A 23,565-nucleotide genomic window follows, 5' to 3' on the forward strand; every position below is an offset into this window, starting at 1 on the left:
GCAATATTCAGGACGCACTCTAACGGCTGCCTTCCTTCCAAGCGGACGCGAGGACGCGAAGCCAGTTCTCCCTGCACAGCTTTGCAAGATCGGCTTCACCATAACCAGCGTTCCGAAGGGCTTCAATCAGCTTCTGATTGCCTGCCGCATCGCCGATCTCAGCCGGGATTGTGGCGCCGTCGAAATCCGATCCGAGGCCCACGCAATCGATGCCAAGGCGGCCGACGAGATGATCGACATGCCGCACCATCGCCTCGAGCGGCGTATCGGCATCCGAGCGCGCATCGTCGCGCAGCATGGCCGTCGCATAGTTGAGGCCGACGATGCCGCGGCTCTCCTTGATGGCATCGAGCTGCTTGTCAGTGAGGTTGCGCGCGACAGGCGTCAGCGCATGCGCATTGGAGTGGCTCGCGACCAGCGGCTGATCCGAGGTCTTCGCCACATCCCAGAAGCCTTTCTCGGTGATGTGGGCGAGATCGACGAGGATGCCGAGCTGATTGCAGGCGCGGACCAGCGCAAAGCCGGCGTCGGTCAGGCCAGGTCCTGTGTCCGGGGAGCTCGGATAGACGAAGGGCACACCATGGGCAAAGACGTTGTTGCGGCTCCAGACGGGACCGAGCGAACGCAGGCCGGCAGCATAGAAGGTTTCAAGTGCGACGAGATCGGCGTCGAGCGCTTCGCAGCCTTCCATATGCATCACGGCCGCGAAAATTCTTTTCTCCATGCAATCGCGAATCTCGGCGGTGGAACGGCAGAGCTTCCAGGCGCCGGCCCGGTCGAGCCGCAGCGCGATGGCCGCCATTTCGAGAGCGATATCAAGGGAAGGCGCACGCTCCAACGGAGCCGCCAAAGGCGTGGCATAGTGGCCATTGCTATCGGGATCGGCAAAGACGAGATCGCCCGACGGGATGTAAATGGCGCAAAGACCACCCGCGAGGGCGCCCGCACGCGCCCGCGGAGCATCGATATGGCCGCTCGGCGTCCCGTCCTTGAATTCGGCAACCGGATCGGCGCCATCGCGCGCGTGATGCCAGAGCCTCAAGAGAACGTCGTTGTGACCATCGAATACGGCTTGCATTGTCTATCCCGGATGAAGCGCTCGAGTGAGCGAATGGAAAGCGGCCAGAATAGAAAAGCTGACAGGATTCGCCATACCCAAATGAAAAAAATTTGCATTTGCATGGAACGGCATATTCGAATGGAAAAAGGCGGGGTAAAAACCCCGCCTTGAGAGCATGTTTCAGGACGCTGATGATGTGTCGGGCATTTCAGCGCTTGGCCCGCTTCTTCTGGCGGTAGACGTCGATGGCAACGGCCGCGACGATGATGAAGCCCTTGGCGATTTCCTGGTAATAGGCATCGACGTTGAGGAAGGTGAAGCCGGAGATCATCACACCGAGAATGACGGTGCCGATGACGGTGCCGGCGATGCGGCCGACGCCGCCGGTCAGCGACGTGCCGCCGATGACAGCAGCTGCGATCGCATCCAGCTCATAGTTCACACCCATGCCGGCCTGCGCCGTCTGCACACGGGCGGCGGTGATGATACCGGCAAGGCCCGCCAGAAGCCCGGCGATCGCATAGACCTTGACCAGATGCGCCTCGACATTGATGCCCGAGACGCGCGCCGCCTGCACGTTGGCGCCGATGGCGTAGGTGAACTTGCCGTAGCGCGTATAGCGCAGCACGATGTGGAAGAGGACGGCAATGATGAGGAAAACGACGACCGGCCAGATTCCCGACCCGATGAAATTGAACTGGTCGGTGAGGCCCGAAATCGGCTGGCCCTTGGTATAGAGCTTCGACAGGCCACGGGCCGAGACCATCATGCCGAGCGTCGCGATAAAGGGCGGGATCTTCGTCTTGGTGATCAGCTGCCCGTTGATGAAGCCGGCAAGGAGGCCGATCAGCAGGCCGATGCCGATCGGGACGAAGAAGGGCATGTCGGTCAGCGCAGGATAGACGGCCCTCGCCCATGTCGACGACTGGGCGAAGCTTGCGGCGACCATGGCCGTGAGGCCGACAACGGAGCCGGACGAGAGGTCGATACCGCCTGTGATGATGACCTGCGTCACGCCGACCGAGATGATGCCGATGACCGAGACCTGCAGGATCATGATCTTCAGGCGCTGCAGGTTCATCAGGAAGCTCTGGCCGACGAAGATCCAGCCGAGGATCTCGCAGAGCAGCGCAATGCCGATCAGCACCAGGAAGATGCCGAGTTCGGGCGGCACGCGGCGACGTCTTGGCCGTGTGACTGCCGGGGCGGTCGCCTCTGCAACTTTGCTAACCATGGTTCAATCCTCCCTTGCGATGATTGGCGGCGTCACTGCGCGGCCAGCTCCATCACCTTCACTTGAGTTGCTTCCGCGCGATCCAGGAATCCGGTGACCCGTCCTTCATGCATGACCATGATGCGGTCGCTCATGCCGAGCACCTCGGGCATTTCCGAAGAGATCATGATGACGGCGACGCCGTTGCGCGCCATTTCGGTGACGAGACGGTGGATTTCCGCCTTGGCGCCGACATCGATGCCGCGCGTGGGCTCATCCAGGATCAGAATGCGGGGATTGGTGAGCATCCACCGGCCGATCAGCGCCTTCTGCTGATTGCCGCCAGACAGGTTTTCGATGCGTTCGTCGAGGTTCGGCGTCTTGACGCGCAGCTTCCTCGCCATCTCCTCGCAAGCCTCTTCGATCGCGCCTTCCTGCACGAAGCCACCGCGCACGAACTGGTCATGCAGCACCGCGACCTGCATGTTCTCCAGCACGCTGAGGATGAGAAGACAGCCCGTATCCTTGCGGTCCTCCGTCAGAAAGGCCATGCCGTGGCGGATCGCCGCCGCCGGCGAGGAAATCTCTGTCTTCTTGCCGAAAAGCTCGATCGTGCCGGACGATGCCGGCGTCACGCCGAAGATGGTCTCCGCGACATTGGACCGGCCCGATCCGACAAGCCCGGCCACGCCGAGAATTTCGCCGGCCCTGACGTCGAAGGACACGTTGGAGAAGACGCCGTCGAGGCTCAAATCCTTGACCGACAGCACGGTCTCGCCGATCGGCACCTCTTCCTTCGGGAACATCTGCGTGATCTCGCGGCCGACCATCATGCGGATGATATCGTCCCGGGTCACATCGGTCGAAGCATGCGTGCCGATATATTTGCCGTCGCGGAAAACCGAGAACTCGTCGGCGATCTCGAACAGCTCATTCATCTTGTGGGTGATATAGACGATGCCGATGCCCTGGGCGCGCAGGTCGCGGATGATCTGGAAGAGATGCGCAACCTCGCGCTCCGTCAGCGCCGAGGTCGGCTCATCCATGATCAGCACGTCGGAATTATAGGAGACCGCCTTGGCGATTTCGACCATCTGCCGGCTCGCGACGGAAAGCTCACGCACCTGGATCTCGGGATCGATAGAAATGTTGAGGCGCTGGAAGAGCTCCTCGGTCTTGCGGCTCATCTCCGCATGGTCGACGAGGCCGAAGCGGTTCTTCGGCTCACGCCGGATCCAGATATTCTCGGCAACGGTCATTAAAGGCATCAGGTTCAGCTCCTGATGGATCATGGCAATACCGTTTTCCAGCGCGTCAAGCGGCGATTTCAGCCGGATCTCGACGCCCTTGAGGCGCACTTCCCCCTGATCGGGAATATAGATGCCGGCAAGGATCTTCATCAGGGTCGATTTGCCCGCACCGTTTTCACCCATCAGCGCATGCACCGTCCCGCGCTTCAGGCGGAAGGAAACGTCGTCGAGGGCGACCACGCCGGGAAATTCCTTGCGAATGCCTTCAGCGCTCAACAGATAGGTGGCGTTGGGAACAACGCCGCTGGCGCGCACCGCCGCCATGGTGGATGGGCTCACAACCATTTTTCCCTCCCGGGCAGATCGGATTTCAAAGGATGCGGGCTTTTCAAGCCCGCATCCGTCGATCATTTTCGTCCTCAGTTCTTCTTGACGAAGTCCTTGACGTTGGTGGGCGTAACGAGCTGGAAGGGGATATAGACCTTTTTCTCGATCTTATCGCCCTTGGCGAGCTTGAGTGCGGCGTCCACTGCGCCCTTACCCTGGCCGGCAGCATCCTGGAACACGGTGACCTTCAGGTCGCCGGCCTGCATGGCGGCAAGCGCGTCCTGCGTCGCATCAACGCCGGCAACGATGATCTTGTCGAGCGACTTGCCGGAAGCCTTCAGCGCCTGAATGGCGCCGATCGCCATTTCGTCGTTGTTGGAGATGACGGCATCGAATTCGATGCCGCTGGAGAGCCAGTTGGTCATCAGGTCGGCACCCTGGGTGCGCTGCCAGTTGGCGGTCTGCTCCTGAACGATCTTGATGCCCTTGCACTCATCGGTCGCCACGACATCATGGACGTCCTTGGTGCGCATGCGGGCAGCCTGGTTGGAAAGTTCGCCCATCATGATGACGGCCTTGCCCTTGCCACCCAGCAACCGGCAGACTTCCTTGGCTTCCAGCGTACCGGATTCCTGTTCGTTGGAGGCGACGAAAGCTTGCTTGTCCGGAAGGCTGTCGACGTTTGCCGGCTCGCGGTTGACGTAGACGAGCGGGATCTTGGCATCGGCGGCAAGCTTGGAAATCGCTGCCGTCGCGTCGGTGTCGACCGGATTCACGATAATGGCATCGACCTTACTGGCGATGAAGTTCTGGATCTGGCTCTGCTGCTTGGCGATATCGTTCTGCGCGTCTTCAACCTGCAGGGTGACGCCCTTGTCCTTTGCGTAATCCTGCATGCCGTTGCGCAGAACCGTCAGGAAGTTGTCGTCGAAGAGCGCCATGGAAACGCCGATGGTTTCGGCATGGGCAGCGGTCGACAACATAAGCGCCATCGCAGAGCCAAGGATAAATTTCTTCATGTTTTCCTCCCAGATACGGTGCCCGGCCACACCCCTCCTGAATGCCGGAGCCCCCGGTTTCGACCGCGGGGCCTTTATTCAATCGGCTGCCACTCCCATGGCAGCCATATCGAAAACGGAACAAACAAACCGTAAAATTCTTTATCCGGAATATTCATTCCATTTTTCAAGACAAAGGTCAACAGCAAATTCTCGCCCCCCGAAAGGGCGCGGGCGACGACGAGTTTCTCGTCTCTGCTGCTGCAAGAAACGGCGGCCAAACCCTACATACGGGCGCCGGCACCATGGAACGGTTATTCCATCGACATGGGATTGGAACAGAATGTCGGCGAACCAACCGGCCGCGCCGCGGCCCGCAATGGAGAATAAGCATGCCCTCGATGTACAGTTTCTCGGTCCCGATCTTTCAGCGCGGCCTGCAAAACCTTTCGGTCTATCTCGACAAGATCGAAGCCTATGCGGCGGAAAAAGGCATTGCGGCGGAGGAACTCGTTTCCGCGCGGCTGATCGACGACATGCTGCCGCTCTCCGGCCAGTACCAGCGCGCCTCCGATACGGCGAAACTCGCCATCGCCCGTCTTGCCGGCATCGATGCGCCGCGTTTCGAAGATAACGAGACGACCGTCGCAGACCTGCGCGAACGTCTGAAGAAAACGCAGGATTTCCTGGCGACGGTTACCCCAGCGACGATGGAAGGAAGCGAGGTACGGGAAGTGACGATCACGCCCGGAGGCAACAAAATCGTTTTCAAAGGTGAAGATTACCTGGCGAAATTCGCGCTGCCGAATTTCTTCTTCCATGTCACCACGGCGCACGACATTCTGCGCAGCCGCGGCTTAGCGGTGGGCAAGATGAATTATCTCGGTGCACTCAGCTAGAATTATTCAGGGCCGGCGTGACACCGGCCCTTTTTCCGTCAGCTCCGTATAGGTAAGCGTCTGGTCCAGATGCTCTGCCCGAAGAGAAAGCAGCTTTTCGGCATAGGCAAGCCTGGTTGCCGCGTAGGTGCTGTCATTGGCGACATTGGAAAGCTCGGCCGGATCCTTCGCCAGATCGAAGAGCAGCGGCGGAAGACCGGCGCAATGGACGTATTTGAAATGCTCGTCGCGCACGACGGCCAGATTGCAGGCATTGGACCGCAAGCCGAAATGCCGCTCCGGAATGCCTTCGGCGATATCGCGGAAATCGAACTCCCAGAAGGCGGCATCGCGCCAGTGAGTTGGTTCGGATCCTGCGAGGAACGGCAGTAGGCTTTCGCCATCGACATGGTTTGCCGGCGCGATGCCAAGCCGGTCGCACAGGCTCGGGAAAATATCCGCGGCGCTGGTGAAACGCTCCACTTGCCGGCCATACGTGCCGGGCTGGCCGGGATCGCGAATAACGAGCGGCACATGATAGCTGCCATCGAAGAAGCCGCCCTTGCCAAGCATCCAGTGATCGCCCATCATCTCGGCATGGTCCGAGGTGAAGACGATGACAGTGTCGTCCCAGGCGCCTGCATCCTTCAATGCCTGCCAGATCCGGCCAAGCTGCGCGTCGACTTCGGCGATCATGCCGTAATAGATGGCGCGGATCGCCGCAAAATCCTCCGGCGTCCACTCATTGATGGAGCCCTTGCCACCATACACGAAGTTGCCCTTGGCGATCAGCGGCAGGCCGAAGGCGAGCAGCGGATGCGAGGCCATCTCCGTTTCGCGGTCGGCCGCGCGTGCGAAAGCCGGACCGTCAGCCGCCGAAAACATGCGGTTATAGGGTTCTGGCACCGAGAAAGGCGGATGCGGCCGCAGGAAGGAAACATGCGCGAACCAGGGCTGATCCTGTTCTCCAAGCCAGCGGATGAACTCGCCGGCCAGAAAGGCCGTCTGCGTCTCGTCCTTGGAATAGGCAGGCGCATTGCTCGAAATCTCGCCGGGCGCGGCCCCGACTGGAATATGAATATTGCGGCTGATGGCATTGGCATGGCCGCACGACCGTAGCCAGGAGAGCCATTGTTTCTCATGTTCGGGCAGAAGCTGTCGCGCCGTGAAACCCGGCAATACGCCCTCATAGGTCGTCAGATGCGGATCGTGGGGGTCACGGCCACGCGGATCCGGCGCCGTATCCGTATAGCCGAACAGCGTCGGCTCGTAGCCGGCCCGGCGTGCAGCAAGCGCGACATTGTCGAAACGGGCATCCAGCGGCGAACCATTGCGGCAAACACGATGGTTCATCTGGTAAAGGCCGGTATAGAGCGTCGCCCGCGCCGGCGAACAGGGCGCTGTACCGGCATAGTGCCGCCGAAACAGCACACCTTCCCGCGCCAACGCATCGACATTCGGCGTCTGGACGCATTGATGACCGACGGCGGAGAGGCAATCTCCCCGCCATTGATCGGCTGAGATCAGCAGAACGTTCGGGCGTTTACTCCCAACACCCGCGACAGAACGCCGTTCAGAGCGTGATGCCGAAAAGTGTAGGCGGTTTTCGGACGACATCACGCTCTACTTCCTTGATTCTAGAGCGGATTCAGATTTTAGGTCGAACAGACCTAAAATCATCCGGCTCTAGTGCTGGTTGGACTTGGCATGCCAGTTCCAGGCCGATTGGATGATCTCGGTCAGATCGTATTGCGGCGACCAGCCGAGAATATCGCGGGCTTTGTCATTATTGGCCACCAGCGTCGTCGAATCGCCCTCACGACGGCCGACATATTCGACCGGAAACGGCCGGTTCGAGACGGTCTCGATCGTCCCAAGCAGTTCCTTCACCGTCGTGCCCGTACCCGTGCCGAGATTAAGCGCGACGGAATCGCCGCCATCGAGCAGATATTCCACGGCACGGACATGGGCATCGGCAAGATCGAGCACATGGATATAGTCGCGGACGCAGGTGCCGTCGCGCGTATCATAATCGCTGCCGAACACCTTGAAGCCCTGACGGCGGCCGAGGGCGGCGTCGATGGCAAGCGGGATTGCATGGGTTTCCGGCGTATGCCATTCGCCGATGCGCCCCTCGAAATCGGCGCCGGCAGCATTGAAATAGCGCAATATGACGGAGCGCAGCCCCTTGTATTGGTCGTAATCGGCCAGCGCCTGCTCGACGATATATTTCGTGCGGCCATAGGGGTTGATCGGCACCTGCTGGTGGCTTTCGTCGAGCGGCACACTTTGCGGCAGGCCGTAGGTGGCGCAGGTCGAGGAGAAGACAAAAGCCTTCACGCCGGCGGCCTGGGCTGCCGAAAGCAGGGTCAACGTGCCAATGACGTTGTTCTCATAGAAGGAAACAGGATCCTTGACCGACTCGCCGACCTCGATCAGCGCGGCAAAATGCAGAATAGCGGCAGGCTTGTGTTTGGCCAGCACCTCATCGAGACGGGCGCGATCGCGGATATCGCCTTCCTCGGCCGGACCCCATTTGACGAATTCGCGATGACCGTTGGAGAAATTGTCGTAGACGACGGGCTTGAACCCCTTGTTCGCCAGATCCAGACAAGTGTGCGAACCGATATATCCGGCTCCGCCGACCACAAGCACCGTTTCTCCTGCCATGACCATCCCTTCTCGACTGACGACGACTTACCGCCCCAAAGCGGCGGACCGGGTTCGATCCGACGCGTACACTTAGAGAGCTGTAGCCGACTTGCAAGGCGGGAGAAAGGAGCAAGATTGGTCGTATCGAGAACAGGCCCAGGCGAAAAGCTAAGCCGGCTTCACCTCCGCCTTGCCGATATGCGTGAGAATTCCGGCAAGTGCCAGAACGGGAGGCAGCAGGAAACAGGCCATGCCGACAAACAGGAAAAGGGCCGCCGCCAGCGCACAACCGAAGGCAAAGCCGCCGACAGAGACCCCCATGCGGCGAAGCCGCGCCTTCATTGCCGCCTTTTCCTCGGGTTTGGCACCATGGAGCAGATCGGTGATATCGATCATGATCTGCGTCGTCGTGCCCGTCATCATCGTCGTCGGTGGCGTCGAGCCGAGATGAATGCGATGTGCGGTCGTCTGGATGGCCATCGCCGCGACAAGCGTCATGCCGATCAGAAGCGGCTGCCAGCCATCCCCATCACCAAATGGGCCGAAGCGCATGGCGAGGATCGCCGCAAAGGCTAATAGCAGCAATTTCAGCGTCAGAATGATCTGCAGCGTCGGCAGATTGCGCCGCGAGAGATCGCCGCCAATGAGACGGGCGAGGATGACGACGATGCAGAAGACCGGCAGCGCCAGAAGCTTGGCCAGCGCGCCTGAGGTTCCGAGTGCCAGGGAAGCGCCGAGCGTGACGAAATTGCCCGTCACATGCGCCGTGAACAGGCCGTGCAGGGCCAGAAATCCGGCGGTATCGACATAGCCGCCATTGATGCTCAGAAGGGTAGGCAGGCTCGGCTTCATCGCTTTCTCGCTCGCTTTGATCGTCTCCGACCTTATCGCGCCGAAAGGCCACCAATGTCGAGATACTTGCGTGGCCGCGAAACGAAACACCGCCGTGTAACGCCAACCGGACGGCGACGGCATGCTGCAGATCAAGGTTGCATCGACTTGCTTAACGGAGTTGTGTTTTACTGGCCGCCCGTCATAAAGATGCTGGGAGGCATCGCTTCATGATTCCAGTAGTTTTCTCGCATCTTGCGCGCCTCCTTGTCCAAAACTGTCGGCTAGGGGCTGCAGCAGGACTGGCGCTCTTTACCTTGGCGCCGGTGGCAGCAGCTCAGGTACCGGGCGCACCCATGCAGTTCATGCTGGTCCATGCCGATCCCGGCTCCGGCAGCTGTCGACCCGAGGGCTGCGTCGACTGGATTGCCGCAGAAGGCATGATCGATGCGAAATCTCCTGGCGATCTGCGCAAACTTCTGGCCAGTATCGGCAGCAGGAAGCTGCCCATAATCGTGAACTCGCCCGGCGGAAATGTAGAGGCTGCGATGGAAATGGGGGAGATCATCCGAAAGCGCGGCCTGTCGGTGGCTGTGGGCGGCACGAGACTTCGATCCTGCCCGAACGACCAGCCACTCTGTGGCGATGGCTGGCACGCCGGCGCAAAAGGCGTCGTCTATTCCGCTGGCGCCAGATGTTTCTCGGCCTGCCCTTTCGTACTGGCAGCCGGCGTCAGGCGTGTCATCAGCCCTTTCGGTATCGTAGGCGTGCATCAAGTCAAGACGACCTATGATCGGGAGCGGATACTCTACCGGATGAAATATCAGATCGTTAACGGCAAGAAGCGCCTCATCAGTCGCCAGGAAATCAGCCGCAAGTTTATCGGGCTGCGCGACAGCACGACGCTGTCGAAATCACAGCGATCAAAATTTCTCGCTTACTTCAAGGAAATGGGCATCGATCGGTCGATCCTCGACATGGCAATGAGTGCCGCTCCGAGTTCGATACGGCTGCTTACGCCGGACGAAGCGATGAAAATCAGGCTGATGACCGATCAAGCCTCCGCTGACGACCTGATAAAGGCCGGAGCCTGCGCGGCTGGCCAGCCGTTTTCGGCCTGCCAAGCACCGGTATCCACGGATTCGGCGGCTCTTTTCGCCAATCCACCCTTTGCGGATTGGCAACTGAATCCCATACAGGACTTCCTTGCACCTTCTATCGCACCGAGTACCGACCGAAGCTCGCAAGGCAGCGACTGCGTTCAGCAATCGTCCGACTATTCACCCCATTGGGTTTCAAGTTCGGTGATTTCATCAGACAGTTCCGCGATGCGTTGCCGCAGCTCCGCCTCCGTGCCGTCGTCCACCTCTTCGTCGCCGAAACAATAGCGGGCTATATGCAGCTCGAGCTTGGCTTCAAGCTGCTCGCGCTGGGTGCGTAGATGCTTGATATAGCTGTTTCGCATTGCGAACCACGCTTTCCAAAAAAATTAGGTCTCACCCAAATAAATGGGGTCGAAACCAGAAAGTTTCGATAGGCATCCTATGCATCTGCGTCAAAGGTGAGGCGCAGTATGCGACAAGGCTGCACGCCCGGGCCATTGCAAAGCCGCTGACCGGTCATCACATTCATGCGACCCACAGCTGAAATGATCCTGAAAGCAAATATTAGGCGCTGACATCCGCTTCGTATTTGCGCTAATTCAGGCGGAGTGTTCGAGGTATGTTGTGTTGAACGAAAAAATTGCCGTTATCGGCCTCGGCTATGTGGGCCTGCCCGTCGCGATCGCGCTTGCCGAAAAATTCCCTGATGTGGTCGGTTTCGACATCAAGGCCTCCCGTGTCGCCGCCTTGAAGCTTGGCGAGGACGATACCCGGGAGATTTCTGCCGAGCGGCTGAAGTCGAGCGGGCTGCGCATCAGCAGCGAGATCGAGGATCTCAGGGATCGCGATATCTTCATCGTTGCCGTCCCGACGCCGATCGACCGAAACCGCCAACCCGATTTGCGGCCGATGATTTCCGCCTCACGCACGGTCGGCAGGGTTTTGCGCAAAGGTTCGATCGTCGTCTATGAGTCCACTGTCTATCCCGGCGTTACCGAAGAGGTCTGCGGCCCGGTGCTAGCTGAAGTTTCCGGACTGCGGCAGGGCGAGGATTTCCATGTCGGCTATTCGCCGGAGCGCATCAATCCCGGCGATAAGGAGCACACCTTCGAGCGCATCGTGAAGGTCGTCGCCGGCGATGATGCGCAAACGCTGGAAAGGATCGCTGCGATCTATGGCGCTGTGGTCGAGGCCGGCGTCCACCGCGCCCCCAGCATCAAGGTGGCCGAGGCCGCCAAGGTGATCGAGAACACCCAGCGCGACGTCAATATTGCATTGATGAACGAGCTTTCGATCATTTTTGAGAAAATGGACATCCGCACCGCCGATGTGCTCAAGGCGGCGCGCACGAAATGGAATTTCCTGCCCTTCACCCCGGGCCTTGTCGGCGGCCACTGCATTGGCGTCGATCCCTATTATCTAACGGCCAAGGCTGAAGAGCTCGGCTATCACCCGGAAGTCATCCTGTCCGGCCGCCGCATCAATGACGGCATGGGCGCTTTCATTGCCCAGAAGCTCATCAAGATGCTGGTCGCGGCGAAAAAGCCGATCAATGGCGCCCGGATCGGCATATTCGGCCTGACCTTCAAGGAAAACGTGCCCGACCTGCGCAACAGCCGCGTTCCTGACATTATAAGCGAACTGCATCAGTTCGGCCTGGAACCGCTAGTGCACGACCCGATGGCGAGCCACCGGGAGGCCGAGGAGGAATATGGCATCCGCCTGATGGAGCTAAAGGATTTCAGCAAGCTTGATGCCGTCGTGCTTGCCGTTCCCCACAAATCCTATCTGGCCGAAGGTGCTGCAGAGATCCTCGCTCTTTTGAGCGAAAACGGCGTCGTCGTTGACGTCAAGGCGGCACTCGATCGAGCCAATCCTCTGCTGGAAGGTCATTCGGTCTGGAGCCTATAAGGCCGAAAGACCAGTTCAGCGCGCCTTCGCCCCCGCACCGGCAACCGTCGCCGCCAATCCCTCTTCGACCGAGTAGGGCGGCGACCAGCCGGTGACCGCCCGCGTCTCGCCGACATCGACCTGAAGCGAGCCAAGCAACCGCTGCGCGGCGGCTCGACGGCCCAGCAGCGCGGCAAGTCCCTCGAGCAGCGCAGGCGGCACCGGCAGCATCCAAGCCTTGCGTCCCGCGGCCAGAGATAGTTTGGCGATCAGCTGGCCGATCGAAAGATCTTCGCCGTCGCTGATCAAAAATATGCGGCTTCCAACCGAGGAATGGTTGGCGCAGAGCAGCATGAAATCGACGAGATTGCCGACATAAACGAGCGACCTGCGGTTTCGAACCGCCCCGAAGGGCCAGGGAAATGGCCGCGTAGCCCACTTCATCAGGCTTGCGAAATTCGCCTTGACGCCAGGACCATACACGAGCGGCGGCCGAATGATGACGACCTCCATGCCCGCTTCCGCTGATATGGCGAGCAAGGCCTCCTCCGCCTCCAGTTTCGAGCGACCATAGGCATCTTCCGGATGCGGCACGTCCGAGGCTCTGAAGGCCTTACCCGCCGATGTCCCTTCGCCGTTGACCTTGATCGAGCTCAGGAAGATGAAGCGTTTCACGCCCGCGGCCGCTGCCTGCCGCGCCAGGTTTACCGTTGCATCCACATTGACGGCGCGAAACGCGGCCAACGGATCGGCGGCGCTCTCATTCATAACGTGGACACGGGCCGCAAGATGCATGACGACCTCGACGCCGGCAAGCGCATCGGACCAATCCGTATGGCTATCCATAGCCCCGATGGCAACGAAGCCCGGGCGGAAGCTACGGCTGACCGGGCGATAATCCATCCGCCGGCGGGAAAGCTCCGTGCACAGCGCCTGTCCGACAAAACCCGTCGCACCCGTTACCAGGATCATCCGCGCACTGCCTCCGCTTTCCGCACCATGATTTGTTGAGATATGCTTTGCACGGGATATCCGCTCGGAACAAGGGCGAGGAATCTTGCCGCGGATGGTTGTGCTTGAAATCGCGATATGAGATGGACGGAGCATTGACGACCTTCATCACCCTCAGAACACAGGGCGATGCAACGACAAGAGACGATGCTTTATACAATCGCCAAGCGCCTTTTCGATTTTCTCGCCGCTTTAGCCGCGACCATCGTTTTTTTCATTCCGATCCTGATCGTTGCTCTCGCAGTGCGCCTGACCTCGCCAGGTCCGATCCTCTATTGGTCCGATCGGATCGGCCGGAAAAATAAGATCTTCCGCATGCCGAAATTCCGCAGCATGCGCACCGACACGCCGGCGGTCGCGACCCATCTGCTGAAGGACCCGAATATCTATCTGACGCCGATCGGCTCGTTCCTGCGCAAATCGAGCCTCGACGAGCTACCGCAGCTTTGGTGCATCCTCAAGGGTGAGATGAGCATCGTCGGCCCGCGCCCTGCCCTTTTTAATCAGCACGACCTTATAACCCTGCGCACGGAGCGCGGCGTCGATGCTTTGCTGCCTGGCCTGACCGGCTGGGCGCAGGTCAACGGCCGCGACGAATTGCCGATCCCCGAGAAGGTGGCGCTGGACGAAGAGTATATGCGTCGACGCTCTTTTTTCTTCGACCTCAAGATCATTTTCCTGACGGCATTGAAAGTGGTCAAACGCGACGGAGTTGCGCATTAACAAACATTCGGTGAAATCGACATTATCGACACAACGGCGTGGGAAAATTGCCGTATTCCTGCCCCTTTGCGACCATAGGGGCCGTCATGGGGGCGAGAAATGCCGGATGATGAACCGAACCTGGATGAAGGCGGACGACATTGGACGACTCGCGCATGAACAAACCGCATGCTGACCTTGCAGCCGAACCGATCGGCGTCGCGAAGGCCGGAAGCAACATGACGAAACCGCTCGCCATCATCGGCGGCATTCTCTGGCTGCTGGTCGCCTCCCCGACCGTGGTCGAGAGCGACGCCTATCGCTACGCCACCGCGCTCCTCTCTTTGATCGCCCTCTATTACTATATGAAGGCACCGATACGGCCGCGCACGGACTGGATCGGCTGGCTCTGCATGGGCTGGGCCTTCTATGTCATGGCGCGCTTCTTCATCACTTTCTGGCTGACGCCGCAGCACGATATCGGCGCCTCGGATTGGCTCTATGCCTTCCCCTTCTTCTTCCCCATCATGGGCGTCGCCTTCCTGCTCTATGAAGAGCTGATGGAGAAGATCGTCGCGGCTTATTTCGCGGTGGTCCTCATCATGCTTGTGGCAACACAGCATCTGCGCGAGGTCTTTGCCGGCGAGACCATCCGCCCGCTGATCATGAACAACCAGATCCACGGCGCCGTCGCCTGCGGCATGATCGTGATCTTCACCCTGTTCTGGCTGCTGCATTACCTGACGGACAAATCGAGCGACCGCCGCATCGCCCGCTTCGCCTACATCGTTTCGCCCTTCATCTTCGCCCTCTGTTTCATCGCCATCTATGGTGCCAAATCGAAAGGCGTCTGGCTGGCACTCGGCATAACACTGCCTGTCCTGGCGCTCATTACGCTCACCTACCTGCGCCTGAAGAGCGGCGTGATCATCATCATCGCCGTCGCAGCCCTGTTGATCGCCGGGATCTATGGCGTCAGGCACAATCTCGACAAAACGGCCGGCCCGACTTTGTCGGCGGCCCTTTCCATGGTCGAAAATGTGGCCAACGGCCATGAGATGGGCGGCGTGGTTTCGAACGCCATCAGTTCCAGCAATACGCCGGTGTCGATGGACGAACGCCTGCAACTCTGGTCGAACAGCTGGGAAGTCTTTTCCTCCGCACCGATCTTCGGCTGGGGCAACCGGTGGCTCGAACGCTGGGCCGAGACGCGCTACTCGCATGTCCAATACACGCTGCTGCACAACGGCTACCTGGAAATCCTGGTGCGCTACGGCCTCTTCGGCGCTGCGATCATGGGCTTCATGCTCGCCACCTTCATCCGCGCCGTCTGGCGCGCCCGCAAGGCCGGCATTATCCCGCGCGCAGCATGGCACGCATACATCGCCTGCCTTTTCTTCTTCTCATTGACGCTCCTCAGCAACTCCAACAACCGCCTGGCGATCGGCGAAAGCCTGGCCTTCGCAAGCTCCGCCTTCGCCTGCTGGTGCCATATGCGGCTGAAGGGGGAGTATTTGGCGATGTCGAGGGTGGAAGGGAAAGAAGCGGCGGTGAGAGCGTGATCATAACAGTTGCACGACAGCCTCTTTGCGGGCTCCGGCGGCTTCAAGACGACCAGCAATGTCATCCTGGCGGCGCTGCGCTACAGGGGCCGCTGACCTGTCTCGATCCATCGACCGAAGTCGCGCCGATGATTCTCGAGCATCCATGTGCTCGGCCGCGAAGTCATGGTACTCGATCCGACCAATCCAGTCATAGGCTTCAACGTTCTTGATGGGATCGAGAGATCGATGCGTAGGGAAGAGGACATCGTTGGGATCGCCCATATGCTTTTGTCGGAAAGCCTCCGCTTCGACACCTCGGCTGGCTCCTATTTCCAGAACCAGGCGCACAATCTGTTAACCGGGCTTTTGGCGCATGTGATGCTATCGCCCGATTACGCCGGCCGCCGCAACCTGCGTAGCCCTGCGTCTGATCGTTTCCGAGCCGGAACCGTCGGTGCTGGCCATGTTGCGCGACATTCAGGAAAATTCCGCGTCCGCTTTTATCCGCGAGACGCTCGGCGTCTTCACCAACATGACGGAGCAGACCTTCTCCGGGGTATATTCGACCGCATCCAAGGATACGCAATGGCTGTCGCTCGACAATTATGCCGCACTGGTCTGCAGTAATGTGTTCAAATCGAGCGACATCGCCTCCGGGCGGACGGACGTCTTCCTCAACATCCCTGCGTCAATCCTGCGTTCCTATCCGAGCATTGGCCGGGTCATCAGCGGCTCACTGATCAATGCCATGATCCGGGCCGACGGCGACTTCCGCCACCGCGCGCTCTTCATGCTCGACGAGGTCGATCTGCTAGGTTACATGCGTATTCTTGAAGAAGCGCGCGACCGCGGGCGTAAGTATGGCATCACACTGATGTTGATGTACCAATCCGTCGGCCAGCTCGAGCGTCACTTCGGAAAAGATGGAGCGACCTCCTGGATCGAAGGCTGCGCCTTCACATCCTACGCCGCAATCAAGGCGCTCGATACAGCACGCAATGTCTCGGCCCAATGCGGAGACATGACGGTCGAAGTGCAGGGGCGTACGCGCGATACCGGCTGGAGCAAATCGAATAGCGGCGGCCGCAAATCCGAAAGCATCAGTTTCCAGCGCCGGCCGCTGATCATGCCGCACGAAATCACCCAGTCGATGCGCAAGGACGAGCAGATCATCATTGTCCAGGGCCGTAGGCCCATTCGTTGCGGACGAGCAATCTATTTCTGCCGCAAGGAGCTGGATGAGAGGCAAAGGTCAATCGCTTTTTTAAGCTCTAGGGTGAGGTGTTGACCGCGAAGCCAACAGCAAATTTCGGCAGCTAGCGATCATAGAGTGTGACCTTGCATTGATTTCAAAACATCCTTGAAATTATGTCTCGAAGGCGCCCAAGATATCGGTGCCTACCCGCGGCTTTTGCATCCACTGCTGGAAAGGCTTGCTGCAGCGCAGTTACAAAAAGTGCTGACTCGTGGCCATATTTTCGCAATATCTGCTCAATCCGACTGGTTTCTCCCCAGCCCCTCACGCCATACAGAAGATACTTCGCTTCCTCTTTCAACAAAAAGGGAAAGTTACGTTGTATGACGCTACAGGCCTCCGCTATGATTTCTTCCGGATTCGTCGACGACGTGCCCTCTGTTCCAAACTCGACGAAGACCTGTTCAATCTTGCGGCATGATATATCCGATTTGATCGCGCGATGAACCCACTCCGCATCGGCACAAATTCGATAGGCTAGATCATACAACCCAACCTTCCGATAAGCCTCTTGGGAAGCGAACATTGCGTTGTGACCAAATGGAATGCCGCTGATCAACGCCGCCGGCCTATATTGTTCGTCCGCCCGTAGTTGCCCGTCGATCAGGGTCAAGCCTGCGACGATCTCTGCCCCTCGCGAAGCATTTTTCTTCACGACCGAAAGTACGTTCGGCTTGTAGACATCGTCCGCGCCAAGAACACCGATCATTCCGCCTTGCCCGCGCGAAACACCCTTGTTGATCGCATCGTAGATGCCTCGGTCGGGTTCGGAAATAATAGTAAGGTTTGCTGATGAAAATCCCTGCACGATGGAGACTGTCGCGTCCGGCGATCCTCCATCGACGACAATGATCTCCGTGGACACGCCCTGCTGGGAAAGAACTGACTCTAGACATTGTCCGACAGTCTTTTCAGCCTTGAATGTTGGGATAACGACCGTGATATCGAACTCAGGCATACTCCGCCCCTTGCCAGTATTCTCAACTAAAAAATCGGTTAAGCCGCTCGCTCATTCGAGCGGTCTGGCATCCAACATTACGTGCCGAAACAAATAGAGTACGTGTAGCGGAAAGAGGAAATACCGTGCCGAACGACTAGTATAGCGATTCCGAACGTGCCGCATTTCCCGCTTGCCGGCTGTGAGTGCTGCCTGTGTCTTTTGGGAAGCATGAACCCTGAAGGCACCCGTAAAAACAGGAACATGAGCGATATTCGCGCCAACAGATTGGAATTTCAGCACGAGATCCCAGTCCATCGCGAATTGCAAGGTATCGTCGAGTTTTCCGCCCGCTCGTTCCCACAGGCTGCGGCGCCAGAATAAGGTTTCCTGCGGCACGTAGTCGACGACGCGCGTTACTGCCGAACTATGGGCGGGCAGCCGCCAGTGGCCGATAACGTTACTCTGCTCATCGATTATGAGGCGATCCGCGTAGAGCGCATCGACATCCGGATTGGCTTCGAAATACGCGGCCACCTGTGTCAAGGCATCCGGAAGAAGAAGATCGTCGGAATTTAGATAGGCCATGATGTCTCCGCTCGTGCGGAGGAAACCACGATTTATCGCATTGGCCTGACCAGTGTCCTTTTCATAGAAGGCCCTTAAGCGTGGATCATGGAAAGATGCAATCACCTCAGGCGTTTCATCCGCCGAGAGCGAGTCCTGGATGACATATTCGAGAAGCGGATAACTTTGTGAAAGAACACTGTTGATTGTTTCGCCGATGTAACGCCCTTGATTATAGGATGGCGTCACGAGGGAAAATGTCAGCCTCGCCCGCTCGGCAACGGGCAAAACACATGTGCGCACCCCGTTCAACGGTCGCGCGTCATAAAGGTAAAATAGCCCAAGTGAGACACCCAGTTTCTGCTTTAGACGGGCGACAAACCGTGAATCCCTACGCTGCTGGCTATGCATCCGAGCCCTTCCTAGCTACAGCCAAATGCGATTGTGAGGGAAGGCCCGCCAGACCGTAAAATGGTTGCGCAGTGTAGCCACCGCCGGTTTTTCCCACCACCGAGAAGCTGGTCGCCCCTGTGACCACACTATGCCGTGCGGCCGTTCCCTCCAGCTCGATGGCAGGAATGGCATTCTGCCTCGCATAAACATCTGGCGGAAAACTGGAAAAACCCAAATCAACGACATACTCACCTACCGATACGTCCAGCTTAAGCTCATGAACCACCCGAACCGCAGCACCATTGGGGATCGACCTCGGCACAGCGACATTGGTCTGCGCCGTGTGACGCCCATGAACGACGACGCCCTTGTCCGTTCGCACGACAAAACCGCCACAGGGTGATCCGATATCACTCTGTGTCCGATATTCGGCAAGCAAATGCATCGTATCACCCTGACGAAATACGTTCTTTGCCTGGCCCGCGTCGTCCTGCATTCGAATGGCTGTACAAACGACTTTTCCATCCCCTGTCTGACGATCAGGCGCTACGCTGGAAAAGCCGTCATTTGGCCATGCGGCGGGTAGCATAATCCTATCGGCCTGCATTTCCTGGTCGTCTTCACCGATCCATGCAGTCACTTCTTTTGCCTCAGCTGGAGCGCTCATATGCCCAAGCTCATAGTAACGGTTGACAGCGTCGGTGGGGTCACCACAGAAGAGTGCGTTGCCGTGATCGAGTAGCAACGCACGATCACAGTAATACATTATATCTTCAGAGCTATGCGTTACCAGGATTACCGTCGTGCCGTTCGCTTTGAGTGCGTTGAGGCGATCATAGCACTTTATGCGGAAAAAAATGTCGCCAACGGCAAGAGCTTCGTCGATAATGAGGATATCCGGGTTGATCGCGGTCTGGACTGCGAAAGCTAGCCGGACGAACATACCACTCGAATACGTCATGACGGGTCGGTCGATAAAGTCGCCAATATCCGCGAACTTTTCGATCTCAGGCATCGCTGCGGTTATGTCCGCATTCGATAGACCGAGTATCTGCGCATTGAGGCGCGCATTTTCACGCCCTGTAAACTCTGGATTGAATCCGGCACCGAGTTCCAGCATAGCCCCTACACGACCGTTGACATGAATATGCCCACTCGTTGGAGGTATAATACCCGATATCATCTGAAGGAGGGTCGATTTACCGCTTCCGTTACGTCCGATAATTCCAAAGAATTCCCCTTTTTTGATTTCAATATCGAGCGAATTCAAAGCGGTGAAGCGCTTGATATGGCTAGCACCGAAAATCAGACTTCGAAGCCGCTGAGCGCTGCTGTTATAGAGACCATAACTCTTCGAAACCCCGCGACAGATAATCGCCGTCTCATAGGACATCTGCAAAACCTACTCTCAATTTCTGGAAGAAGAGATATCCCGTGACCATAATTACCGCAGCTATCAAGCAATAGATGCCGAGAACGTCGAAACTAAAATCGCCGCCGAAAATCATAGCGCGAATGGTTTCGACCGGAATGGTCAGCGGATTGAATCGCAACAGCCGGCCGAATTGTTCAGGCACCATAGTCTTCGGATAACAGATAGGGGCGGTGAAGAGCAGGATTGTGCTTAGGAACGGTGTTATCTGATTGATATCTCTGAAATAAACACCCAGCGCCGCCATGTACCAACCAATTCCGAGCGCCATACAGGCCAAGGCAAGTAAGGGGACGATGATCAGCGGAGTCCACATCGATACGTGACCGATAAAGCCGATCGAAATCAATACGACGAGTGCCAGAGCGATAGCGGCGAGAACAAGCGCGCTGAAAACGACGATCATGGGCAGAAGAGCGAGGGGAAAAACAACCTTTTTCACATACGAGGTACTGCTCGAAATGATGGCTGGGCACCGGATTAGTGCATCCGCAAGCAAGGTGTATACACTTAGCCCCGTAAACAGAATAAGCCCTACCGGAACATTGCCGTTCGAAAACGCGGCATCTTGCCATCGCACGCGCATGACGACTTGGAAGACAAACGAATATACGAGCAGAAGAAACAAGGGTTGCAGCACGAGCCAGAGAAAGCTGAACGCGGACTGCCTGAAGCGCATCGTAATGTCACGATGCACCAAGCTGTAAATCAGGCTTCGATATCGCTTAGCCTGTATCAATAACGCGAGCGGATTTCCTTTTCCTCCAAGTCCTATCGACATTCAAACGCCTCCGCTTACATTCGTGACGATATTCATAAAGCTCTCAGCGAACTCGCGTCTGCGTGCAGCGTAGTCGATGGGGATATTCTCACTAGGATCAGCGAGGCGTTGTTTGATGGCCTTCGCGAGATCCATCGGGTTGTGCGGATCGAAGAAAAGGGCATTCTCGAGAAGCTGCTCGCGATGAACCGCAATATCCGACGCAATAATGAATTGAGACTTCGATTTCGCTTCTTCCACGACGGTGGACCAGCCTTCAAAGAGCGACGGCTGCAACAAGGCGTTGGCCCGCTCGATAAGAACATATTGGTCTTCCTTGCTAATAAACCCGAGAAATTTAATGCGATCTGCAAGTCCAAGCTCGGCGACCCTAGTCTTCAAATTCGTTACATGCATTGGATCTCGACGATCAAGCTCCTTCCCGGAGAAAGCGACTGTGATCTCTATCCCCTCCTGCGCAAGCAAATGCACAGCCTCGATCACCAACTTATGGTTCTTGTGCATCCAGAACTGATTTGGGCAATAGAAGAAAGTATCAGGAAGCTGAAGACGCTTAAGTACCGATACATGATCTCGACTATCAGGGACATTTGCTACGGCGAATTGCATCACATGTTTTGTATTTTTTGCATCTGGATAATATTTTTCGAAATCGTCTTTCGCCGCATAGCTGCTGAATAATATATTATTGAAATTATTAATATAATACAGGTGCTGTTCCGTTCGATATGCGAGCTCCTCTTTCGAAAAGAGATGCGGAAGTGCCCTCTCCTGAAAATCAGGGATCCAGCAAATAGTCTTGTGCCGCTCTTTCGTATCGATGGGAAACGGGAAGATCGCATCATAGGCGATCTTCCTTTTGACGAAACGCGGCAGCAATTTCGACAGAATCCGCAGCCTCTTAAACAAACCGCCGTCGATATCGCTTATCATTAGCGACGAGATCCAGCGCAACCTGGGATAGTTAGATGATTGAGCGACAAAATCGAACGATGCACGGTTGTGACTTAGAATGTAAACTTCCGGCTGCCGGATTGCCGGAATGCTGTTCAGCGATGAGACCAGGTTGGAAATATAATAATTCCCTCCGGTCCAACCCTCATCGTAATTAAATGGAATTATTATTCTTGTTCTTTTAGCCATTGGGCCGTCGCCTTGATCCCATCGATGAGTGATGTTCTGTTTTCGAAGCCTAGGGCTTTCAGGGTTGTAATATTGGCGCACCAAGAATCCGGATCGCCCTCGCGTTTCTGACCTACAAAATCGGCCTGGTGCGCACCACCCAGTTCCTTCAATAGCAATGTGACAATTTCACGGATGGAAATGGCCGTTCCGCTCGCTATATTGATGCTTTCACCGCTAAATCCGGCTCTCTCCACCACCGCCCGTATGGCTTCGCAGACATCATCGATGAAGATGAAGTCCCGCGTCTCGTCGCCTGTGCCAAACAGTTTGACGTCGGTGGAATCACGCCATTTGCAGTAGGTGTCCCAAAGAAGCTGCTTCCGCAGGCCCGGTCCGTAGGCGGAAAAAATCCGCAACGATACGGTCTTGATGCCATAGATGCTTGAAAACTCTTGGCAAAACTGTTCAGCCGCTAATTTATGGTAGCCGTACGGCGATACGGGGTTCAGCGGCGCACTTTCCGCTATGGGAAGTGTGACAGGGCTTCCATAAACCGCCGCACTCGACAGATGAACGAACCGAGTCCCAGGACTCTCCTGCCGTATCGCAGCCAGCATTTCATAAACGCTCGCAGTATTCATCTCGAAATCGTTAAGAGGATTGCTGAATGAGCTTGGAACATGGGCTGCCCCCGAACAATTTACGCAAATGTCAGGCTGGATACTCGCAAATAATTGTGTGAGACGTTGCTTCCGATCATCTCCTTGAAGCGAAGACAAGCTTACAGCTACAACCTCACCGAAGTTGGCCATGTACTCTTTTAGGTGCGAGCCTATAAAGCCCCGCGCTCCGACGATCAACGTTTTCATTTCGACCGCCCAGGTTTGACTGCTACAAAAGTGTAGGGACGTCCGGCGATATCGCGCTCATCCAACTTCTGTGCCATTTCACGAGAATGCGGTTCGTAGTTGATAGGGCTATCACCAAACTTGAGCACTTTCTCAACGACTAGACCGCTCTTCTTGATGAAATCAATATACTCTTCCACAGTGTAGGCATTTTCACCGCCATAGAATTTTTGAAACGGATGGCCTTTCAAAAATGCCTGTTTGTCGTCGGCGTCGAAAACAACGTGCTCACGGACGAAGAGCGCGGTTCCACCCGGCTTGAGCAGATTGAAAATATTCTGAACAGCAAGATGTGGATCGGAAAAATGATGTAGGGCCTGACGGCACAAAACCGCGTCGAAGCGCTTTTCTGTCTGGTATGTGAGAATGTCAGCTCTTTCCCAGCTCAATCTGTCAAATATCGTTGAATCAATCCAAGCGCCGTGCTTAGCCATTGTCTCAACGGCATCAATACCGCCTATGGGACCCTCCCCTGGCTCGATAGCAACGACCTCTTGATTTTCAAGCGCAAAGGCTACGGAACAAACGCCATTCCCGGCGCCTACGTCTAGAATGCTAGCAGGTTGCTCGTGCCGATCGGCGACTATCCGGGCCAACTCCCGAAACTCCTCACTATGACGGTATCTGTGGAGCGTGCCGCCATGATCTTTATGGATGTAGCTGTGCCGCAGTGTATCTCGCATCGCTGGGTCACCATGCGCTGCCGCC

Annotated in this window: 20 protein-coding genes and 1 pseudogene; 5 read left to right on the forward strand and 16 right to left on the reverse strand. The window is 57.2% G+C overall.

Annotation, left to right across the window (positions count from 1 at the left end; translation table 11 throughout):
- Positions 1 to 19: 19 nt before the first annotated feature.
- The 4 genes from AC13RE_RS16205 to AC13RE_RS16220 form a co-directional block, all read right to left on the reverse strand.
- Complete coding sequence (locus AC13RE_RS16205; RefSeq protein WP_488563673.1) at positions 20 to 1,078, reverse strand: dipeptidase; 1,059 nt, start codon at positions 1,076 to 1,078, stop codon at positions 20 to 22.
- Between the two features lie 190 nt (positions 1,079 to 1,268).
- Positions 1,269 to 2,294, reverse strand: coding sequence for an ABC transporter permease (locus AC13RE_RS16210; protein WP_132719817.1), 1,026 nt, complete (start codon positions 2,292 to 2,294; stop codon positions 1,269 to 1,271).
- Positions 2,295 to 2,326: 32 nt separating this feature from the next.
- Positions 2,327 to 3,868, reverse strand: a complete 1,542-nt coding sequence (locus AC13RE_RS16215) for a sugar ABC transporter ATP-binding protein (protein WP_488563674.1) — start codon at positions 3,866 to 3,868, stop codon at positions 2,327 to 2,329.
- 74 nt (positions 3,869 to 3,942) lie between these two features.
- Positions 3,943 to 4,869, reverse strand: a complete 927-nt coding sequence (locus tag AC13RE_RS16220) for a sugar ABC transporter substrate-binding protein (RefSeq protein ID WP_488563675.1) — start codon at positions 4,867 to 4,869, stop codon at positions 3,943 to 3,945.
- Between the two features lie 371 nt (positions 4,870 to 5,240).
- On the opposite strand from AC13RE_RS16220, the gene AC13RE_RS16225 reads away from it, so the two are divergent.
- Positions 5,241 to 5,747, forward strand: coding sequence for a DUF1993 domain-containing protein (locus AC13RE_RS16225; RefSeq protein WP_488563676.1), 507 nt, complete (start codon positions 5,241 to 5,243; stop codon positions 5,745 to 5,747).
- Positions 5,748 to 5,753: 6 nt separating this feature from the next.
- On the opposite strand, the gene AC13RE_RS16230 is transcribed toward AC13RE_RS16225, so the two are convergent.
- The 4 genes from AC13RE_RS16230 to AC13RE_RS16245 all read right to left on the reverse strand — a co-directional run bounded on the left by AC13RE_RS16230 (position 5,754) and on the right by AC13RE_RS16245 (position 10,674).
- Entirely contained in the window at positions 5,754 to 7,343 is a 1,590-nt protein-coding gene (locus tag AC13RE_RS16230; RefSeq protein WP_488563677.1) for an alkaline phosphatase family protein, read from the reverse strand.
- Between the two features lie 69 nt (positions 7,344 to 7,412).
- Complete coding sequence (gene galE / locus AC13RE_RS16235; RefSeq protein WP_113231646.1) at positions 7,413 to 8,396, reverse strand: UDP-glucose 4-epimerase GalE; 984 nt, start codon at positions 8,394 to 8,396, stop codon at positions 7,413 to 7,415.
- Positions 8,397 to 8,546: 150 nt separating this feature from the next.
- Positions 8,547 to 9,230: a YoaK family protein gene (locus AC13RE_RS16240; RefSeq protein WP_488563678.1), complete on the reverse strand. Its 684-nt coding sequence runs from the start codon at positions 9,228 to 9,230 to the stop codon at positions 8,547 to 8,549.
- A 1,255-nt stretch (positions 9,231 to 10,485) separates the two neighbouring features.
- On the reverse strand, positions 10,486 to 10,674 hold the full coding sequence (locus AC13RE_RS16245) for a hypothetical protein (protein WP_488563679.1): 189 nt from the start codon (positions 10,672 to 10,674) through the stop codon (positions 10,486 to 10,488).
- 262 nt (positions 10,675 to 10,936) lie between these two features.
- Here AC13RE_RS16245 and AC13RE_RS16250 point away from each other — a divergent pair, with 262 nt between their 5' ends.
- On the forward strand, positions 10,937 to 12,223 hold the full coding sequence (locus AC13RE_RS16250) for a nucleotide sugar dehydrogenase (RefSeq protein WP_488563680.1): 1,287 nt from the start codon (positions 10,937 to 10,939) through the stop codon (positions 12,221 to 12,223).
- 15 nt (positions 12,224 to 12,238) lie between these two features.
- Here the strand turns inward: AC13RE_RS16250 and AC13RE_RS16255 are convergent, their stop codons facing one another.
- Complete coding sequence (locus tag AC13RE_RS16255; protein ID WP_488563681.1) at positions 12,239 to 13,174, reverse strand: UDP-glucose 4-epimerase family protein; 936 nt, start codon at positions 13,172 to 13,174, stop codon at positions 12,239 to 12,241.
- 186 nt (positions 13,175 to 13,360) lie between these two features.
- Between AC13RE_RS16255 and AC13RE_RS16260 the strand changes: the two genes are divergently transcribed.
- The 3 genes and pseudogenes from AC13RE_RS16260 to traG form a co-directional block, all read left to right on the forward strand.
- Positions 13,361 to 13,936 carry a sugar transferase gene (locus AC13RE_RS16260; RefSeq protein ID WP_488563682.1) on the forward strand — a complete coding sequence of 192 codons (576 nt, stop codon included), beginning with the start codon at positions 13,361 to 13,363 and terminating at the stop codon, positions 13,934 to 13,936.
- Positions 13,937 to 14,091: 155 nt separating this feature from the next.
- Positions 14,092 to 15,477, forward strand: coding sequence for an O-antigen ligase family protein (locus tag AC13RE_RS16265; RefSeq protein WP_488563683.1), 1,386 nt, complete (start codon positions 14,092 to 14,094; stop codon positions 15,475 to 15,477).
- Between the two features lie 12 nt (positions 15,478 to 15,489).
- Positions 15,490 to 16,734 (forward strand): annotated as a pseudogene (gene traG, locus AC13RE_RS16270) (Ti-type conjugative transfer system protein TraG); the annotation flags it as partial.
- Between the two features lie 74 nt (positions 16,735 to 16,808).
- Here the strand turns inward: traG and AC13RE_RS16275 are convergent.
- From AC13RE_RS16275 to AC13RE_RS16305, 7 genes are read right to left on the reverse strand one after another with little or no spacing between them, the layout of a single operon-like run.
- On the reverse strand, positions 16,809 to 17,672 hold the full coding sequence (locus AC13RE_RS16275; RefSeq protein WP_488563684.1) for a glycosyltransferase: 864 nt from the start codon (positions 17,670 to 17,672) through the stop codon (positions 16,809 to 16,811).
- Between the two features lie 51 nt (positions 17,673 to 17,723).
- Positions 17,724 to 18,629 (reverse strand): glycosyltransferase family 2 protein, encoded by a 906-nt coding sequence (locus tag AC13RE_RS16280; protein ID WP_488563685.1) that lies wholly within the window; start codon positions 18,627 to 18,629, stop codon positions 17,724 to 17,726.
- A complete protein-coding gene (locus AC13RE_RS16285; protein WP_488563686.1) occupies positions 18,622 to 20,004 on the reverse strand; it encodes an ABC transporter ATP-binding protein in 1,383 nt (460 codons plus the stop codon). Before AC13RE_RS16285 ends, AC13RE_RS16280 begins: the two co-directional genes overlap by 8 nt.
- Positions 19,994 to 20,824 (reverse strand): ABC transporter permease, encoded by an 831-nt coding sequence (locus AC13RE_RS16290; RefSeq protein ID WP_488563687.1) that lies wholly within the window; start codon positions 20,822 to 20,824, stop codon positions 19,994 to 19,996. Before AC13RE_RS16290 ends, AC13RE_RS16285 begins: the two co-directional genes overlap by 11 nt.
- Positions 20,825 to 21,967: a glycosyltransferase family 4 protein gene (locus tag AC13RE_RS16295; protein WP_488563688.1), complete on the reverse strand. Its 1,143-nt coding sequence runs from the start codon at positions 21,965 to 21,967 to the stop codon at positions 20,825 to 20,827.
- Positions 21,946 to 22,818 carry an NAD-dependent epimerase/dehydratase family protein gene (locus AC13RE_RS16300; RefSeq protein WP_488563689.1) on the reverse strand — a complete coding sequence of 291 codons (873 nt, stop codon included), beginning with the start codon at positions 22,816 to 22,818 and terminating at the stop codon, positions 21,946 to 21,948. The genes AC13RE_RS16295 and AC13RE_RS16300 overlap by 22 nt, the downstream gene beginning before the upstream one ends.
- Positions 22,815 to 23,540 carry a class I SAM-dependent methyltransferase gene (locus tag AC13RE_RS16305; protein WP_488563705.1) on the reverse strand — a complete coding sequence of 242 codons (726 nt, stop codon included), beginning with the start codon at positions 23,538 to 23,540 and terminating at the stop codon, positions 22,815 to 22,817. The genes AC13RE_RS16300 and AC13RE_RS16305 overlap by 4 nt, the downstream gene beginning before the upstream one ends.
- Positions 23,541 to 23,565: the final 25 nt, after the last annotated feature.

The sequence above is a fragment of the Martinezella sp. CNPSo 3959 genome (assembly GCF_057784355.1).

Excerpts from the sequence above, each read along its gene's own strand:
- AC13RE_RS16290 (WP_488563687.1), bottom strand. The coding sequence starts at position 20,824 with ATGTCGATAGGACTTGGAGGAAAAGGAAATCCGCTCGCGTTATTGATA.
- AC13RE_RS16215 (WP_488563674.1), bottom strand. The coding sequence starts at position 3,868 with ATGGTTGTGAGCCCATCCACCATGGCGGCGGTGCGCGCCAGCGGCGTT.
- AC13RE_RS16240 (WP_488563678.1), bottom strand. The coding sequence starts at position 9,230 with ATGAAGCCGAGCCTGCCTACCCTTCTGAGCATCAATGGCGGCTATGTC.
- AC13RE_RS16245 (WP_488563679.1), bottom strand. The coding sequence starts at position 10,674 with ATGCGAAACAGCTATATCAAGCATCTACGCACCCAGCGCGAGCAGCTT.
- AC13RE_RS16220 (WP_488563675.1), bottom strand. The coding sequence starts at position 4,869 with ATGAAGAAATTTATCCTTGGCTCTGCGATGGCGCTTATGTTGTCGACC.
- galE (WP_113231646.1), bottom strand. The coding sequence starts at position 8,396 with ATGGCAGGAGAAACGGTGCTTGTGGTCGGCGGAGCCGGATATATCGGT.
- AC13RE_RS16300 (WP_488563689.1), bottom strand. The coding sequence starts at position 22,818 with ATGAAAACGTTGATCGTCGGAGCGCGGGGCTTTATAGGCTCGCACCTA.
- AC13RE_RS16230 (WP_488563677.1), bottom strand. The coding sequence starts at position 7,343 with ATGTCGTCCGAAAACCGCCTACACTTTTCGGCATCACGCTCTGAACGG.
- AC13RE_RS16255 (WP_488563681.1), bottom strand. The coding sequence starts at position 13,174 with ATGATCCTGGTAACGGGTGCGACGGGTTTTGTCGGACAGGCGCTGTGC.
- AC13RE_RS16305 (WP_488563705.1), bottom strand. The coding sequence starts at position 23,540 with ATGCGAGATACACTGCGGCACAGCTACATCCATAAAGATCATGGCGGC.
- AC13RE_RS16205 (WP_488563673.1), bottom strand. The coding sequence starts at position 1,078 with ATGCAAGCCGTATTCGATGGTCACAACGACGTTCTCTTGAGGCTCTGG.
- AC13RE_RS16225 (WP_488563676.1), top strand. The coding sequence starts at position 5,241 with ATGCCCTCGATGTACAGTTTCTCGGTCCCGATCTTTCAGCGCGGCCTG.
- AC13RE_RS16280 (WP_488563685.1), bottom strand. The coding sequence starts at position 18,629 with ATGCATAGCCAGCAGCGTAGGGATTCACGGTTTGTCGCCCGTCTAAAG.
- AC13RE_RS16285 (WP_488563686.1), bottom strand. The coding sequence starts at position 20,004 with ATGTCCTATGAGACGGCGATTATCTGTCGCGGGGTTTCGAAGAGTTAT.
- AC13RE_RS16265 (WP_488563683.1), top strand. The coding sequence starts at position 14,092 with ATGAACAAACCGCATGCTGACCTTGCAGCCGAACCGATCGGCGTCGCG.
- AC13RE_RS16260 (WP_488563682.1), top strand. The coding sequence starts at position 13,361 with ATGCTTTATACAATCGCCAAGCGCCTTTTCGATTTTCTCGCCGCTTTA.
- AC13RE_RS16295 (WP_488563688.1), bottom strand. The coding sequence starts at position 21,967 with ATGGCTAAAAGAACAAGAATAATAATTCCATTTAATTACGATGAGGGT.
- AC13RE_RS16210 (WP_132719817.1), bottom strand. The coding sequence starts at position 2,294 with ATGGTTAGCAAAGTTGCAGAGGCGACCGCCCCGGCAGTCACACGGCCA.
- AC13RE_RS16275 (WP_488563684.1), bottom strand. The coding sequence starts at position 17,672 with ATGCCTGAGTTCGATATCACGGTCGTTATCCCAACATTCAAGGCTGAA.